Here is a 12,983-nt window from a genome sequence, read left to right as displayed (position 1 = left end):
TACAAATTATTTATAGGCTCGAAATGGTAAAAAAATAACTTTTCTCCCAACTTCAGCCCTTTGTGGGTAGATTCCCCCCTTCTTCACAAAGCAGCACGACATGTCGGTAGTGCTGCTTCATTCCTTATCCCTTCGAACACCCAGCTAAAGCACACCAACATTGGTGAACCATCGCTCACAATCATGTATATCAATTTCGCTGCGATGGCATTTTATCAGGCCGTCATACCAGCACCGATTTCGCTTTTTCGTAGCGAGCTTTACGGTCATCAAGGCCATTGGTACCGCCATTGATGATTTTTGTTACTGCCGTAATATCGCCACTGCGTTTCAGGCAGCCCCTGGAGGCAAAGAACCACGTTGCCGAACGAGCCGCATATTCGTCCTGCTCCAGCAACTGCGGAACCAACAGCAAATCAGTACCCAGGCCAGCGCCACAATCCCGGTAATTGTCGTGACCGGTTATCTGAATCAGACCGCGACCTCGATAATTCCAGCCGTCGTTTTCTCCGATATTCCCCATGCGGTGGGCGTACACGATATTTGCGATCGCTTTTTGATTTGCTGGTTGGGTGGCTGTGCGACCATATTGCTCTGCGGTATTACCGGGGAAATACTTCCCGAAAGTTGCTTTCAGGCCATCAGCCGAATAATTCAGGTTTTCCACAATACGTGTGAAACCTCCAGACTCATGCCCCACCTGAGCGATAAACATTGCCTGATCGTCAGTTGACGTAATGCCAAATTCAGCCATCGCCGCATCAATTGGCTGAAACCAACGCGCAGCTAATTCGGCGCTGATATTAGCCGCCTTCTGAAACTGTGATTTATTCATTTTTCTGTTCCGGTATAAGTAGTTATGCCAGTGCGTTTGGAGAACAACCCCAGAGCTATCGTTCTCATTCAGTCTGCTCCGATGAAGTCAATCATCCCCCCTACAAATGCACCTGCATTAGCGGGAAGGCCAAGATATTCCATCATCGCAGAGACGGTTAGCGCGAAGATTCCACAAGCCAACGACCCTGTTGCTGTATATATCTTTGGTTTCCCGTCCCTGATATCTATCAATGCCGAAATGTTGAGCGCCAATGCCGAAATGTTGAGCGCCAATGCCGAAATGTTGAGCGCCAATGCCGAAATGTTGAGCGCCGTCAATCCAGCATAAACCGACGGCAGGTATACAGCCAACCATTTCATTGTTTGCTCAATTATTCCGTGTTTTTCCATAGTCACCTCCGGAACGGGGCGCCGTGTGAGAATAAAAAATCCCCGAATATCCAGGAGCGGCAACGGGGAAAGGCGTTGCACTAACCTGACCTGTCAGCGGTCTTTAATATGAAAAAGCCCCGGCAATTGCCAGGGCTGGAATTTTTTGACGGGGTATTTATCGTTCCAGGACAGTTATCGCAGCTTCCATCGCTTTACGCATGTATTCAGTATGGCCGTTATCACCAGTTGAAGCCGTTCTGAGTGCACTGGCAATCTTGTACTTCTTCGTTTCTATGTTCAGTATCACAAAGGACAAATACCGCATCCCCCACTATCCGACACATCTCGTTATAGAGCGCTTCTGATTCTTCACCGTACATAATTTCACCTTTTTAGCTGTTTTGGCGATTAGCGCGAATGTGGATCCAAAGCAAAAACCCCGCAATTAAGCGGTTTTTTTTTAAAATTTCGGCAATATATCAGAATTGCGCTAAATATGGCTGATTTTCACAACTTTTGCAAGCAGTTGTCCTCTTCAGGATGTGATTCACCACGACAATTCAGCACCCCAGACAGTGCTGACAAATCCATTTCTCTGAATGCAGTTTTCATTAGTGCCCAGTGAGGCGCATATGTTTTTGACCACCCCTGCTGTGTAGAGCCGATTAGCCGTCCCAAAGCTGCACCGGCATATTCTTTATAGGTGTCGTTGTTGTTAGAAGCTGCGACATCCTGAGCCGCCAACCAGACGAGGGCGATCAACCGTTTCTGTGTTTTTTTCAGTAAGACTGGTGGAAAATGCTGCTGGTGAGCGGTCCAAACAGACTGGCAAATCAGTGTCTGATAACGGAACGTCAGATCGAAACCGTAGCAGTAACGCAGCCAGGCCTGTTCATGCTCAGGCAGCATGTTCACCGCGCGGCGCCACGGTGCGGCGGCAAACTCATAATCATTTATCGGTGGCAACGGCCTGCGGCGGCGGCGCGTCTCCAGTACATACAGAGAAGTGTTCCGTGCCTTCACCCTTCTACCATCCTCAAACTCAACCATGTGGATGTGTTTGCGTGGACAGCGGTCTTTCTCCGCGGGTGGATGCTCACTAAATGCCTGCAACTGCCCTTTCGTTTTACCTGAGTTGTCCATCAATGCGCGGGTTAATTCTATACGGGCGTACTCGAGTAATTGAGGAGTCATTTCGCAATCACCTCATTCTGCCAGCGGGGTAACGGCGCTTTACTTCACTTCCAGTCCGGCGGATTCGCGACTTCGCGTTACGCTCAATCTGGATAAGCCTTTCGATATTCTGGCGTCGCTGCTTTTCCTCACGGCGGAGATAATCAACGGTGTCTGCCAGTTGTACCTCCCGCCGTGCTATCGACAGCAGATAATCGAACGGGTCCAGAACGGCACCGCATCGGCGGCAACGAACCTGTCGCTCAAACTCATTAACAAAGACACCAGAGTGAAAGCACCGGACTTTTTCACCCTCCGGCAAAAATTGCAGATCGCTTTTTTCCATCCCTTCTTTCGCCGGGAATGCCACGACGTTCAGCAGTTCGGTTTCTGTTTCAGTGCTCATAACTTGCCTTCACTTCTGAGAATTGATTGCGTGCGGAAAACAGCTTCGGCGTGAAATAAGCGAAGCTCATCGCGGGAATAAGGTGTTTTTATGCGTCCATCGACAGCGGAATGACAGGCATCACAGCCCCACGCGCCCTGTGCGTCATCAGGTTTACATCCTGTGCCACAGGTGCCGGCCAGTCGGTAATGAGCCAGCACGGTAGTGTCCGGGGTGAAATTACAGATACCGGGAATTCTCATTTGGCAGTCTCGCCCACGCGCTTGCTTTCTGAGATCAACCTTTTTCATCGAATGGCCTCCGCAATGCGTTCACCAATCCAGCGCATTACCGGTACTGCCATGCTATTACCGATTGCTTTATAGCGAGGTCCGTCGGGACAATCCGTTGCCTCCTTTCCACGCCAATTAATCAGAGTATGGTTATCGGGAAAGCCCTGTAAGCGTTCACATTCAACTGGAGTTAAGCGACGAACTTGAGGCCCCCAACTTATGGCCCCTACCCCCATCCCGGCCCGACCGCCGTTCGGAGTCAACAAAGCATTTGCTGTTCCGTCGTTACGCACCTCAACAGATGAACCTTCAGCACGTCCACGAATTGCAAGTGTGTACTGCTCATACGCAATAGCTGGAGGCTGCCCGCTATTGGCATGACTGGTGTCATGGTTTCCGGCACGCAAGGTTGGTGCCATATCTACCGTTGCATCAGCACCGTTGTCTTTGTAACTAAAAGCTATGCAGGCATTTTCCTGACCGTTGTTACGTCCCAGCGTGTGCGCCAGTTCGCGATTTATATCCGGATCCTGTGTACCGTGAACGGCGAACGTTTCAACATCAAAATCAATGCGCTGACCTTTGGCCGTCAGACATGCAGCAACATCAATGTTTCCGCTGGTATTGCCGCCGCCATAAGCCAGTACGTTCATCCCTCTGTCGGCACATGGTGATGAGTCGTGGCGAGCAGTAAGGGTACCAGCCACTCCCTCGCCATATTGGGTTTCAGCTACTAAATGTCCAGCTTGTCCCTAGTTGTCGTCTGCACCACACGTTCCAACGCCGTTTGCAGTAAGGGCGGCAACTGTCGTTTGCGGTTCTCTGCGCGGCGGAGTATCCCGGCGCACGCTTTCGAACTCAAAAAGTACCGCGGCGGGATCGAATCCTTTTCGAGCACTTGCGACAACGAACACACGTCGGCGGCGTTGGGCCACTCCGAAAAATTGAGCGTCAAGGACTCGCCATGCGATAGTCCTTTGGGGTCCATACACACAACCAGCGTTCGACCATTTTCGCCCTGCTGGTTGTAGCTCACGGCTTTCTCCGGCAAGTCCTGCCAGAAAACATCCAAAGGCATTATCTTTTGAGGTAAGGACTCCCGGCACGTTTTCCCATACATAAATCGCTTCATCTTCTCCACGCTCGATTCGTTTTGCATCAATTCCATTCGCTAATTCCACATAAGAAAGTGTTAACTGACCACGCTTATCAGCAAGACCATTTCGTAAACCGGCAATACTGAAAGCCTGACAAGGTGTGCCCCCGACTACTATTTCAGGGGCAACAACACCAACACGCACAAAACTGGCTATTTTCGTCATATCGCCCAAATTCGGTACATTGGGCCAGCGTTCTGCCAGCACAGCGCATGGGAAAGGTTCAATTTCAGCAAACCACGATGGCCGCCAGCCCAAATATCCCCATGCTACCGAAGCCGCTTCAATACCACTGCACACAGATCCGTAAGTGATGGTTTTCATCCAGCTACCCCGACTAACTTCATCGCTGATCGCTGTATTTGAGTCAGGATCATGCGGCCTGTGGTTTCAAGTTCTTCGCGACTGATGTAGCTCGTCGCCGGGCCAGCCCATGCTTTATCGAATATCGCGATCGCCATACCGAAACCGGCAGAGGATTCCGACTGTTCACCTTCAGCGGGGATATACCAGTCAGGAAGGTCAAAGCTGATACGCCCTCGAACGAAGGCGATGTGATCTGCATTCTCAGGCCACCAGCTTTCGCTTGTCGCAGACTTGATGAAAAAGACATACCTCCCGCCCTGTTCCCGCATCGCTGCGGCATGCTGCATGATCGGCACCATTCCGGTGATGTACTCACCTTCGAATTGTTGAGCACGGCTGTATGGCGGGTTAGCGTACGCGGCACCACCGAGGACTCCGAGGCGAGCGGACCAGTCCTGCGCCATCGCATTATCTTCGGCGGTGTAATAGTTATCACATTTGGTGTTGTGGTCGTCGGCAAACAGGTCAAGTGAAAACGGGCCAAACCTGGCGTTTATGCCCCACCAGATTGCGTCGGGTGTGCGCCACTGGTCACCGACTTCTTTCAATTTGTGTGACTGGCGGTTACGCAGTGCTTCAAGTGCTTTGCAGTATGGATTCTGGTTCACGCGGCAAACTCCAGTAGCTGCATGGCCACATTGTCTGCTTCCTGGTAATTGCGAAATTTTTTAAAGAGGATTGTGTTCCAAAGAACGTTGAAAACAGCTTTGTAAACCTGAAAAAATTCAGCTTCGCTCATGTTGGCAAAAGAGATTGATTTAGCCTCACGGCGAACGGTGTTACCTGGCAGGATAAACGTATCGTAAAAACCAGCCTCAACGATGGCCCATTTTCTGAAGGATTCAAAAGATTTGGTGATCGCGACTTCTTTTGTGCGCCATTGCTCCTGTCTATCGTGGTATAGCTGTTCCGTTTCCAGGAGGGTATCTTCGTTACCAGCAATGGAAATCAGATACCTCACGTAACCATGCAGATAATCTTTTTCGGATTGGGTTATCGCACCACCGCCCGGTGTCCAGTATTCGAACCCAAGATTCAGCAGAGCAAAGAAGCGTTTGTGAAAGAGATAGTTTCGGGCTTGCCTGACGTCGCAGTTAAGCCACACACCAATTTTGATGCGCTGCAAAAAGTCTCTGGCCTCGGTGGTGGCCGTGGTCAGTGTCGTCGGTGAAGATTTAAAAAGTTGTATAATCTGTGCCATCAGGTATCTCGCATCTGATGCACAGCAATGGTTTGCCAGTTGTTCAGGCTGACGTGATTATTATAAATCAGTGACGGGAAAAAGAAAAACCCGCCGTAACGGGTTGTTGGTGTGGGTGCGTTGAGGATGCCTGACCACCTGAAGGGTGGCAGGGGATCGCTCCCCTGCCGTGCTCTCTTACTCAGGTTCGTAGACTGTGAAGACAGCGACCTCCGTCTGGCCGGTTCGAATTCGTACCTCGCAGAGGTCTTTCCTCGTAACCAGTACCGCCATAATGACGGTGATACAGATGACGATCAGGGCGATTAAGATCGCTTTTTGCTGCTTCATAGCCTGCTTCTCCTTGACCCGGAGGCCAGTAAGAGGCTATTCTGAATGTGTTCAGCATTAGAAGTGGCCTCGGTTAATGTTAAGCGTCCAGCAAGACGCATAATGTTTCCGGGGCTTTTCTCTTTCTGCCATCGGCTAATGCTTAAGGCAGAAAGCCTCAAGCACCCACGGCGAGTATACCTCATCTCCTGGCCAGTGGCACAGCGTTACGATTCTCCGCCAAGTGCCATGAAGATTTCCTCCGCAAGTTCTTCACCATCTGAGTAATCAGCATGGCAATGAGCCACAAACTGATCCCAGTGCTCCTCAAGAAACTGACGCACAGTTAACGACTGAAAATCATCAAGTTCGGACATAGGTTCCTCTCAGTCTTTAATGTATCGCAGCATAAAAAGCGCGAAACTGATTACTGCAGCGACGAAAAGAACAACGATTATTCCGTAGAGCATTATCACCTCCGCAACATTGTTAGTTGTGACGCCATCCGACATTTTCCAGTCGTCAGTGCGTTATTTCCCGCTTCCCATCCTGAAAAAATCCTGTAGCGTCATGCTGGTTAAGCTGTCCCGTCGCATTACCAGCCAGCCATCTTTTTCGAGCCACCATTTTACTTTACCCAGGGTTGCAACTATTGACCCAGCAGGGGCCTGCTCAGTGAAACGTATATTACCGCTTTCGTCAAAACGAACTACCAATGTGCGTGGGCCGCCGTGAATAATATTGCTTTTGTCTTCTGAGGGGGCAACAGGTTTACGGGTAAAGTAGCAATCTTCCAGCTTTTCGAAAACTTCCCACGCCTGATCGGTCTCGAGCATTTTGGCGTGACGGGCAGCGCCGCGTTCTGTCCAGAGGATGAGGGAGCGGACATTGCGGGCGATTTTCACAGACCCACTAAAAGATGGTCTGTGCTTCAAATCACGTAACTCTTCGCCTTCAATCTTGAAGAAGTGTTTTCCCACCACAAAGCGATCCGCATTTCTAGCATAGTTATTTTGGATATTTTTAACGTCCGCGCCGTAGAGTTGTGCAAGCAGTTCGGTGGTGATAACAGGAATCTGGTTGTGAGTAATTGGGGAAAGAGTTTCGACAGAAATTTGAGTTGTCATGGGATTTACCTTTTCAGTTAGGTTAATCACCACCATATGATGCCAGTCATTGGTGGCGAGACGTACAGGGCTGGCATGACCGGCTGAAAAGGACCCGGCGAGCCTTTCGGCTCCCCCACACGCCCCACCATTGAGATGTGACTGTGCTTACGCATAAAAAAACCACGTCTGGCGTGGTATGCGCCTTTTCAGATATCCGGGATGCCAGTCCCGACAACCGATTTTTCGGCTGCACAGGGAATATAGCCCCGGATATCCATGTCGTCAACAGGTGACGACTGTGCTATTATTGAATGGTGTTTAATCCTACTGAGTGAGATAAATCTATGCGCTCTACACAACAGTTCAGCATCACCCTGACCAACGAGATGGCCGAAATGGTTCGCGCACGCGTGGCTTCCGGTAATTATGCCTCCGAAAGCGAAGTGATCCGCGAAGGTCTGCGTGCGCTCTCCGATCGCGACAATGCGATTGAAGCCTGGCTTATGAACACCGCCGCACCAGCGCTCGATGCTCTTCGGAAAAAACCAGATTCAGGGCGCTCCACAGAACAGGTTCGCGCAGCCGTGAAAAAAAATAAGTAATCGCCCATGGCTTACACTGTTATTTTTTCTCCAGCGGCAGAACGGCAAATTACCGATCTACACGATTACATTGCCGTTCACGGTAGCCAGATGATTGCCGACCGTTTTATTAGTGAGCTGCTGGACTACCTTGACGGCTTTATCATTTTCCCTGAGCGAGGCAATCGCCGCGATGACATCCGTCCGGGGCTGAGAATTACTCACTTCCGCCACCGGACGGTTATTGCCTTTGCCGTTGATGATGAGCAAATACTGATTGCTGGTATCTATCACGGCGGTCAGTCTTACGATTAGACACGCTCGCTGAAATACGCCACGGCAGCCTTTTTACGGCTGATCTGACGCGCAATATTCTCTATCTGGGCCAACCAGCGCATTTCGTTTCTGAGTTCTTTACGCCGCTGGCGAACCCAGCCCAGCGTGGGGAATTCCTGCACGTCGTCCGGCGAACTCAAGACCAGCCTGAGCGGACGTGAACCGCCCGGTGCTGGCGCAGCCTCTGTCAGTGTCCAGTGCGCCCCGCCTTTTTCGACGACCCCTGCCTCCAGCAGTTCGTTCAGCAGCGCCTGCGCATCACGCCTGTCTATTTTCAGTATGGCGGCAATCTCACCGGTACTCGCCTTGCCGGTACGATTCAAAATTTCAGTTACTGTTTCCATCAGATATATGTCCTCATCGGGTGAATTAATCAGATTCTGCCTGCCCTGCGACGCAAAAATTCTTCGTGCATCTTCTGCGCGGGTGTTGGTTCTGTTGGATGTGCAGGCGCTGAGATCCTTTTCTGCACCGGGGGTACTGAAAATCCATTAGCCACTTTTTTCTCCCAGCCCGCTGAGCAGCGTCAGCATCAGCCTGTACTTTTGCCAGTTCTTCATCTGCACGTTTCCGTTCCTCGTCTGCCGCCTGCTGGCGCCGCCGTTCTTCGGTTCGTTCGGCGACTTCAGCATGCAGCGCCGCGGTCGAATCAACCAGGTCACGCTGCGACCATTTCAGGTTCCATGTGCTATTTGTCGAATCGACACCGAAGCTGTAGGCACGCCATAACGAAAAAGCCACCAGCAACGTGATCACCAGTGGCTTCCAGTATTTCTCGGCTATGGCAAGCAGCGCACTCATACCAGTACCGATTTCGCTATTTCGTAGCGAGCTTTACGGTCATCAAGGCCGTTGGTACCACCATTGATGATTTTTGTTATTGCCGTAATATCCCCACTGCGTTTCAGGCAGCCTTTCGAGGCAAAGAACCACGTTGCCGAACGAGCCGCATATTCGTCCTGCTCCAGCAACTGCGGAACCAGTAGTAAATCGACACCCAGGCCAGCGCCACAATCCCGGTAATTGTCGTGTCCGGTAATCTGAATCAGGCCGCGACCGCGATAATTCCAGCCGTCGTTTTCTCCGATATTCCCCATGCGGTGGGCGTAAACAATATTAGCAATTGCTTTTTGATCCGCCGGATGATCAGGGGTGCGTCCGTATCGCTGAGCGGTATCGCCAGGGAAATACTTCCCGAAAGTTGCTTTCAAGCCATCGGCAGAATAATTCAGGTTTTCCACAATACGCGTGAAACCACCAGACTCATGCCCCACCTGAGCGATAAACATCGCCTGATCATCGGCGGAGGTTATGCCAAATTCAGCCATCGCCGTAGCAATTGGCTGAAACCAACGCGCAGCTAACTCGGCGCTGATATTAGCCGCCTTCTGAAACTGTGATTTATTCATTCGCTTTTCTCTGTACTGATACCGGTTCGCTTGGTAAATAACGCCACGGCAATATCACGCAATCGGTCAGCGCCAATAAAACCAATCATGCCGCCAACGAATGCGCCGGAATTTGCAGGAAGGCCCAAATATTCCAGAATCGCTGATACTGCTAATGCTGCAATTCCGCAAACCAGCGCCCCGGTAGCTGTATAGATTTTGGGCTTTCCGGCCCTTATATCCATTAATGCCGAAATCCCTAAAGCCGTCAGCCCGGCATAAACCAACGGCAGGTATACAGCCAACCATTTCATTGTTTGCTCAATTATTCCGTGTTTTTCCATAGTCACCTCCGGAACGGGGCGCCGTGTGAGAATAAAAAATCCCCGAAAATCCAGGAGCGGCAACGGGGAAAGGCGTTGCACTAATTTGACCTGTCAGCGGCCTTTGATATGAAAAAGCCCCGGCAATTGCCAGGGCTAGAATTTTTTGATGGGGTATTTATCGTTCCAGGACAGTTATTGCAGCTTCCATCGCTTTACGCATGTATTCAGTATGTCCGTTATCACCAGATAAAGCCGTTCTGAGTGCATTAGCAATATTGTACTTCTTCGTTTCTATGTCAGTATCACAAAGGACAAATACCGCATCTCCAACTATCCGACACATCTCGTTATAGAGCGCCTCTGATTCTTCACCGTACATAATTTCACCTTTTTAGCTATTTTGGCGATAGTACCTTCAGAAATTAGCGCGAATGTAGATCCAAAGCAAAAAACCCGCAATTAAGCGGGTTTGTACAACTTTGGCAACATATCAGAATTGCTCTAAATATGGCTTATTTCGTTGCATTTTGCAATAGCGTCCATTCAATCTCTTCAGGAGGTGCTTCACAATGGTGGTCAAGCGTGTGCTGCAACGCCTCTGTGTCCAGCTCGTTGAACGCACGTTTGAAGTGGGCCCAATGAGGCGCGTAAACGCGAAGCCATGTTGAAGGATTCACGCTCATTAATCTGGCCAACGCCGCCCCGGCGTACTCTTTGTATGTGTCATTGTTTCTAGTGGCTGCGATGTCTTGCGCAGCAAGCCAGATCAACGAAATTAAACGCTTCTTAGTTTTATTCAGTAGGCCTGGCGGCAGATATTTTTGATGTCCGTTCCAGATTACCTCACAGATGATGGTCTGATACCTAAACGTCAGATCGAAGCCGTAACAATACTTTAGCCACGCCTGCTCATGCTCTGGCAGGAAATTAACTGCGCGGCGCCACGGTGCTCCGGCAAACTCATAATCGTTAATCGGTGGTAATGGCCTGCGGCGGCTGCGCGTCTCCAGTACATACAGAGAAGTGTTCTGTGCCTTTACCCTTCGACCATCCTCAAACTCAACCATGTGGATGTGTTTGCGTGGGCAGCGGTCTTTCTCCGCTGGTGGATGCTCACAAAACGCCTGCAACTGCCCTTTCGTTTTACCTGAGTTATCCATCAATGCGCGGGTTAATTCTATACGGGCGTACTCGAGTAATTGAGGAGTCATTTCGAGATCACCTCATTTTGCCAGAGGGGTAAAGGCGCTTTACATCCAGTCCGACGGATTCGCGACTTCGCGTTTCGCTCAATCTGGATAAGCCTTTCGATATTCTGGCGTCGCTGCTTTTCTTCACGTCGGAGATAACCAACGGTGTCTGCCAGTTGTACCTCTCGCCGTGCTATCGACAGCAGATAATCGAACGGATCCAGAACGGCATCGCATCGGCGGCAACGAACCTGTCGCTCAAACTCATTAACAAAGACGCCGGGGTGAAAGCACCGGACTTTTTCACCCTCCGGCAAAAATTGCAGATCGCTTTTTTCCATCCCTTCTTTCGCCGGGAATGCCACGACGTTCAGCAGTTCGGTTTCTGTTTCAGTGCTCATAGCTTGCCTTCACTTCTGAGAATTGATTGCGTGCGGAAAACAGCTTCGGCGTGAAATAAGCGAAGCTCATCGCGGGAATAAGGTGTTTTTATGCGGCCATCGACAGCGGAATGACAGGCGTCGCAGCCCCATGCACCCTGTGCATCATCAGGTTTACATCCTGTTCCACACGTGCCAGCAAGCCGGTAATGAGCCAGTACCGTAGTTTCCGGGTTAAAATTACAGATGCCAGGAATCCTCATCTGGCATTCGCGGCCATGCGCCTCTTTTCGGAGATTAACGGAACGGCTCATGCTGCCACCCCGACCAACTTCATTGCTGCTCGCTGGATTTGAGTCAGGATCATGCGACCTGTGGTATCAAGTTCTTCGCGGCTGATGTAGCTTGTCGCCGAGCCTGCCCATGTTTTATCGAATATAGCGATCGCCATACCGAAACCAGCAGAGGATTCTGACGGTTCACCTTCTGCGGGGATATACCAGTCTGGAAGATCAAAGCTGATACGCCCTCGAACGAAGGCGATGTGATCTGCATTCTCAGGCCACCAGCTTTCGCTTGTCGCAGACTTGATGAAAAAAACATACCTCCCGCCCAGTTCCCGCATCGAGGCGGCGTGCTGCATGATCGGCACCATCCCAGTGATGTACTCGCCTTCGAATTGTTGAGCACGGCTGTACGGCGGGTTAGCGTACGCGGCACCACCGAGGACTCCGAGGCGAGCGGACCAGTCCTGCGCCAGCGCATTATCTTCGGCGGTGTAGTAGTTATCACATTTGGTGTTGTGGTCGTCGGCAAACAGGTCAAGTGAAAACGGGCCAAATTTGGCGTTTATTCCCCACCAAATCGCATCTGGTGTACGCCACTGATCGCCGACTTCTTTCAATTTGTGAGACTGACGGTTACGCAGCGCTTCGAGTGATTTGCAGTATGGATTCAGGTTCACGCGGCATACTCCAGTAACTGAGCAGCAACGTTTTCGACTTCGGCTGGTGATGAAAATTTACGGAACAGGATCCAGTTCCAGAGCACATTTAGTGTTGATTTATAGAATTGCTGGAATTCAATCTCGTCCATTTTGGCAAAGGAAATCGACTTTGCCCGACGGTTGCGGCTGCCATCAGGATAAATGTGCTCGGTGTAATAACCGGCCTGAATGGTCACCCATTCACGGTAAGCTTCGAAGGATTTAAGCAGGGCAATGTCACGCGTTCGCGTGTGTGCGGCATCGGCAAGGTACTGCTCTGCGGCGTCGGAAAGCGCAACACTATGTTGCTGGCCCACCTGCCGGCAAAGAAAATCGACGAAGCCGTTAACCAGTTTTTGCTCTTCTGGAAGAATAGCGCCGCCGGTAGGCGTCCAGTAATCAAAGCCAAGTTGAAGGAGCTTGAAAAAGCGTTTGTGAAACTGGTAGTTGCGGACACGCTTAAAGTCGGCGTGGATCCACTCACCGATTTTGATGCGTTGCAGAAATTCGCTGGCCTCGGGTGTTGCCGGGGTCAGGGTTTCGGGGCTAACTTTTTGTAGTTGGATCTGTGCCATCGGTTTTCTCCGGTGACACA

Annotated in this window: 23 protein-coding genes and 1 pseudogene; 2 read left to right on the top strand and 22 right to left on the bottom strand. The window is 50.7% G+C overall.

Translation table 11 applies throughout. From position 1 onward, the window contains the following. Positions 1 to 223 precede the first annotated feature (223 nt). The 12 genes and pseudogenes from LU633_RS10505 to LU633_RS10450 all read right to left on the bottom strand — a co-directional run bounded on the left by LU633_RS10505 (position 224) and on the right by LU633_RS10450 (position 7,220). Positions 224 to 835 carry a glycoside hydrolase family 19 protein gene (locus tag LU633_RS10505; protein WP_016192890.1) on the bottom strand — a complete coding sequence of 204 codons (612 nt, stop codon included), beginning with the start codon at positions 833 to 835 and terminating at the stop codon, positions 224 to 226. A 68-nt stretch (positions 836 to 903) separates the two neighbouring features. After that, positions 904 to 1,227: a phage holin family protein gene (locus LU633_RS10500; protein ID WP_016192891.1), complete on the bottom strand. Its 324-nt coding sequence runs from the start codon at positions 1,225 to 1,227 to the stop codon at positions 904 to 906. A gap of 221 nt (positions 1,228 to 1,448) precedes the next feature. Beyond that, complete coding sequence (locus tag LU633_RS10495) at positions 1,449 to 1,553, bottom strand: hypothetical protein (protein WP_233482029.1); 105 nt, start codon at positions 1,551 to 1,553, stop codon at positions 1,449 to 1,451. Between the two features lie 163 nt (positions 1,554 to 1,716). Then, positions 1,717 to 2,403 carry a bacteriophage antitermination protein Q gene (locus tag LU633_RS10490; protein WP_016192892.1) on the bottom strand — a complete coding sequence of 229 codons (687 nt, stop codon included), beginning with the start codon at positions 2,401 to 2,403 and terminating at the stop codon, positions 1,717 to 1,719. A 7-nt stretch (positions 2,404 to 2,410) separates the two neighbouring features. Further along, positions 2,411 to 2,788, bottom strand: coding sequence for a hypothetical protein (locus LU633_RS10485; RefSeq protein WP_016192893.1), 378 nt, complete (start codon positions 2,786 to 2,788; stop codon positions 2,411 to 2,413). Continuing rightward, positions 2,785 to 3,078 (bottom strand): DUF1364 domain-containing protein, encoded by a 294-nt coding sequence (locus LU633_RS10480; protein ID WP_016192894.1) that lies wholly within the window; start codon positions 3,076 to 3,078, stop codon positions 2,785 to 2,787. The genes LU633_RS10485 and LU633_RS10480 overlap by 4 nt, the downstream gene beginning before the upstream one ends. A 2-nt stretch (positions 3,079 to 3,080) precedes the next feature. Further along, positions 3,081 to 4,541: pseudogene (locus LU633_RS10475) on the bottom strand (DNA cytosine methyltransferase); the annotation flags it as partial. Continuing rightward, entirely contained in the window at positions 4,538 to 5,191 is a 654-nt protein-coding gene (locus LU633_RS10470; protein ID WP_046372004.1) for a phage N-6-adenine-methyltransferase, read from the bottom strand. The gene LU633_RS10470 and the pseudogene LU633_RS10475, both read right to left, overlap by 4 nt. Continuing rightward, positions 5,188 to 5,784 (bottom strand): DUF1367 family protein, encoded by a 597-nt coding sequence (locus tag LU633_RS10465; protein ID WP_046372003.1) that lies wholly within the window; start codon positions 5,782 to 5,784, stop codon positions 5,188 to 5,190. Before LU633_RS10465 ends, LU633_RS10470 begins: the two co-directional genes overlap by 4 nt. A gap of 177 nt (positions 5,785 to 5,961) precedes the next feature. Continuing rightward, positions 5,962 to 6,114 carry a Hok/Gef family protein gene (locus LU633_RS10460; RefSeq protein ID WP_016192898.1) on the bottom strand — a complete coding sequence of 51 codons (153 nt, stop codon included), beginning with the start codon at positions 6,112 to 6,114 and terminating at the stop codon, positions 5,962 to 5,964. A gap of 206 nt (positions 6,115 to 6,320) precedes the next feature. After that, positions 6,321 to 6,470 (bottom strand): hypothetical protein, encoded by a 150-nt coding sequence (locus LU633_RS10455; RefSeq protein WP_157275272.1) that lies wholly within the window; start codon positions 6,468 to 6,470, stop codon positions 6,321 to 6,323. Positions 6,471 to 6,623: 153 nt separating this feature from the next. Continuing rightward, positions 6,624 to 7,220, bottom strand: a complete 597-nt coding sequence (locus LU633_RS10450) for an ORF6N domain-containing protein (protein WP_046372277.1) — start codon at positions 7,218 to 7,220, stop codon at positions 6,624 to 6,626. 326 nt (positions 7,221 to 7,546) lie between these two features. Here LU633_RS10450 and LU633_RS10445 point away from each other — a divergent pair, with 326 nt between their 5' ends. Continuing rightward, positions 7,547 to 7,804 (top strand): type II toxin-antitoxin system ParD family antitoxin, encoded by a 258-nt coding sequence (locus tag LU633_RS10445; RefSeq protein WP_016192900.1) that lies wholly within the window; start codon positions 7,547 to 7,549, stop codon positions 7,802 to 7,804. A gap of 6 nt (positions 7,805 to 7,810) precedes the next feature. Then, entirely contained in the window at positions 7,811 to 8,098 is a 288-nt protein-coding gene (locus tag LU633_RS10440; RefSeq protein ID WP_016192901.1) for a type II toxin-antitoxin system RelE/ParE family toxin, read from the top strand. On the opposite strand, the gene LU633_RS10435 is transcribed toward LU633_RS10440, so the two are convergent. The 10 genes from LU633_RS10435 to LU633_RS10390 form a co-directional block, all read right to left on the bottom strand. After that, complete coding sequence (locus LU633_RS10435) at positions 8,095 to 8,463, bottom strand: hypothetical protein (RefSeq protein ID WP_016192902.1); 369 nt, start codon at positions 8,461 to 8,463, stop codon at positions 8,095 to 8,097. The genes LU633_RS10440 and LU633_RS10435 overlap by 4 nt on opposite strands. Before the next feature lie 25 nt (positions 8,464 to 8,488). Beyond that, on the bottom strand, positions 8,489 to 8,920 hold the full coding sequence (locus LU633_RS10430; RefSeq protein ID WP_016192903.1) for a DUF2514 family protein: 432 nt from the start codon (positions 8,918 to 8,920) through the stop codon (positions 8,489 to 8,491). Beyond that, on the bottom strand, positions 8,917 to 9,528 hold the full coding sequence (locus tag LU633_RS10425; protein WP_016192904.1) for a glycoside hydrolase family 19 protein: 612 nt from the start codon (positions 9,526 to 9,528) through the stop codon (positions 8,917 to 8,919). Before LU633_RS10425 ends, LU633_RS10430 begins: the two co-directional genes overlap by 4 nt. Continuing rightward, on the bottom strand, positions 9,525 to 9,851 hold the full coding sequence (locus LU633_RS10420) for a phage holin, lambda family (protein WP_016192905.1): 327 nt from the start codon (positions 9,849 to 9,851) through the stop codon (positions 9,525 to 9,527). Before LU633_RS10420 ends, LU633_RS10425 begins: the two co-directional genes overlap by 4 nt. Positions 9,852 to 10,008: 157 nt before the next feature. After that, positions 10,009 to 10,212, bottom strand: coding sequence for a DUF2767 family protein (locus LU633_RS10415; RefSeq protein WP_016192906.1), 204 nt, complete (start codon positions 10,210 to 10,212; stop codon positions 10,009 to 10,011). Between the two features lie 133 nt (positions 10,213 to 10,345). Next, positions 10,346 to 11,044, bottom strand: a complete 699-nt coding sequence (locus LU633_RS10410; RefSeq protein ID WP_016192907.1) for a bacteriophage antitermination protein Q — start codon at positions 11,042 to 11,044, stop codon at positions 10,346 to 10,348. Then, complete coding sequence (locus tag LU633_RS10405) at positions 11,041 to 11,424, bottom strand: hypothetical protein (RefSeq protein WP_016192908.1); 384 nt, start codon at positions 11,422 to 11,424, stop codon at positions 11,041 to 11,043. The genes LU633_RS10410 and LU633_RS10405 overlap by 4 nt, the downstream gene beginning before the upstream one ends. Further along, positions 11,421 to 11,717: a DUF1364 domain-containing protein gene (locus LU633_RS10400; protein WP_016192909.1), complete on the bottom strand. Its 297-nt coding sequence runs from the start codon at positions 11,715 to 11,717 to the stop codon at positions 11,421 to 11,423. Before LU633_RS10400 ends, LU633_RS10405 begins: the two co-directional genes overlap by 4 nt. Beyond that, a complete protein-coding gene (locus LU633_RS10395) occupies positions 11,714 to 12,367 on the bottom strand; it encodes a phage N-6-adenine-methyltransferase (RefSeq protein WP_016192910.1) in 654 nt (217 codons plus the stop codon). Before LU633_RS10395 ends, LU633_RS10400 begins: the two co-directional genes overlap by 4 nt. Beyond that, positions 12,364 to 12,963: a DUF1367 family protein gene (locus LU633_RS10390; RefSeq protein ID WP_016192911.1), complete on the bottom strand. Its 600-nt coding sequence runs from the start codon at positions 12,961 to 12,963 to the stop codon at positions 12,364 to 12,366. The genes LU633_RS10395 and LU633_RS10390 overlap by 4 nt, the downstream gene beginning before the upstream one ends. Positions 12,964 to 12,983: the final 20 nt, after the last annotated feature.

This window comes from Erwinia tracheiphila (genome assembly GCF_021365465.1).
In the GTDB taxonomy this organism is placed as follows: domain Bacteria; phylum Pseudomonadota; class Gammaproteobacteria; order Enterobacterales; family Enterobacteriaceae; genus Erwinia; species Erwinia tracheiphila.
Note: the sequence above shows the minus strand (reverse complement) of the source record. Positions and strands in the feature narration are given on the sequence as shown.

Bases quoted from the DNA above. Each gene is read 5' to 3' on its own strand.
- LU633_RS10420 (WP_016192905.1), bottom strand. From the start codon at position 9,851: ATGGAAAAACACGGAATAATTGAGCAAACAATGAAATGGTTGGCTGTA.
- LU633_RS10505 (WP_016192890.1), bottom strand. From the start codon at position 835: ATGAATAAATCACAGTTTCAGAAGGCGGCTAATATCAGCGCCGAATTA.
- LU633_RS10490 (WP_016192892.1), bottom strand. From the start codon at position 2,403: ATGACTCCTCAATTACTCGAGTACGCCCGTATAGAATTAACCCGCGCA.
- LU633_RS10450 (WP_046372277.1), bottom strand. From the start codon at position 7,220: ATGACAACTCAAATTTCTGTCGAAACTCTTTCCCCAATTACTCACAAC.
- LU633_RS10430 (WP_016192903.1), bottom strand. From the start codon at position 8,920: ATGAGTGCGCTGCTTGCCATAGCCGAGAAATACTGGAAGCCACTGGTG.
- LU633_RS10405 (WP_016192908.1), bottom strand. From the start codon at position 11,424: ATGAGCACTGAAACAGAAACCGAACTGCTGAACGTCGTGGCATTCCCG.
- LU633_RS10425 (WP_016192904.1), bottom strand. From the start codon at position 9,528: ATGAATAAATCACAGTTTCAGAAGGCGGCTAATATCAGCGCCGAGTTA.
- LU633_RS10440 (WP_016192901.1), top strand. From the start codon at position 7,811: ATGGCTTACACTGTTATTTTTTCTCCAGCGGCAGAACGGCAAATTACC.
- LU633_RS10455 (WP_157275272.1), bottom strand. From the start codon at position 6,470: ATGTCCGAACTTGATGATTTTCAGTCGTTAACTGTGCGTCAGTTTCTT.
- LU633_RS10390 (WP_016192911.1), bottom strand. From the start codon at position 12,963: ATGGCACAGATCCAACTACAAAAAGTTAGCCCCGAAACCCTGACCCCG.
- LU633_RS10435 (WP_016192902.1), bottom strand. From the start codon at position 8,463: ATGGAAACAGTAACTGAAATTTTGAATCGTACCGGCAAGGCGAGTACC.
- LU633_RS10480 (WP_016192894.1), bottom strand. From the start codon at position 3,078: ATGAAAAAGGTTGATCTCAGAAAGCAAGCGCGTGGGCGAGACTGCCAA.
- LU633_RS10465 (WP_046372003.1), bottom strand. From the start codon at position 5,784: ATGGCACAGATTATACAACTTTTTAAATCTTCACCGACGACACTGACC.
- LU633_RS10415 (WP_016192906.1), bottom strand. From the start codon at position 10,212: ATGTACGGTGAAGAATCAGAGGCGCTCTATAACGAGATGTGTCGGATA.
- LU633_RS10460 (WP_016192898.1), bottom strand. From the start codon at position 6,114: ATGAAGCAGCAAAAAGCGATCTTAATCGCCCTGATCGTCATCTGTATC.
- LU633_RS10495 (WP_233482029.1), bottom strand. From the start codon at position 1,553: ATGTGTCGGATAGTGGGGGATGCGGTATTTGTCCTTTGTGATACTGAA.
- LU633_RS10485 (WP_016192893.1), bottom strand. From the start codon at position 2,788: ATGAGCACTGAAACAGAAACCGAACTGCTGAACGTCGTGGCATTCCCG.
- LU633_RS10500 (WP_016192891.1), bottom strand. From the start codon at position 1,227: ATGGAAAAACACGGAATAATTGAGCAAACAATGAAATGGTTGGCTGTA.
- LU633_RS10445 (WP_016192900.1), top strand. From the start codon at position 7,547: ATGCGCTCTACACAACAGTTCAGCATCACCCTGACCAACGAGATGGCC.
- LU633_RS10410 (WP_016192907.1), bottom strand. From the start codon at position 11,044: ATGACTCCTCAATTACTCGAGTACGCCCGTATAGAATTAACCCGCGCA.
- LU633_RS10400 (WP_016192909.1), bottom strand. From the start codon at position 11,717: ATGAGCCGTTCCGTTAATCTCCGAAAAGAGGCGCATGGCCGCGAATGC.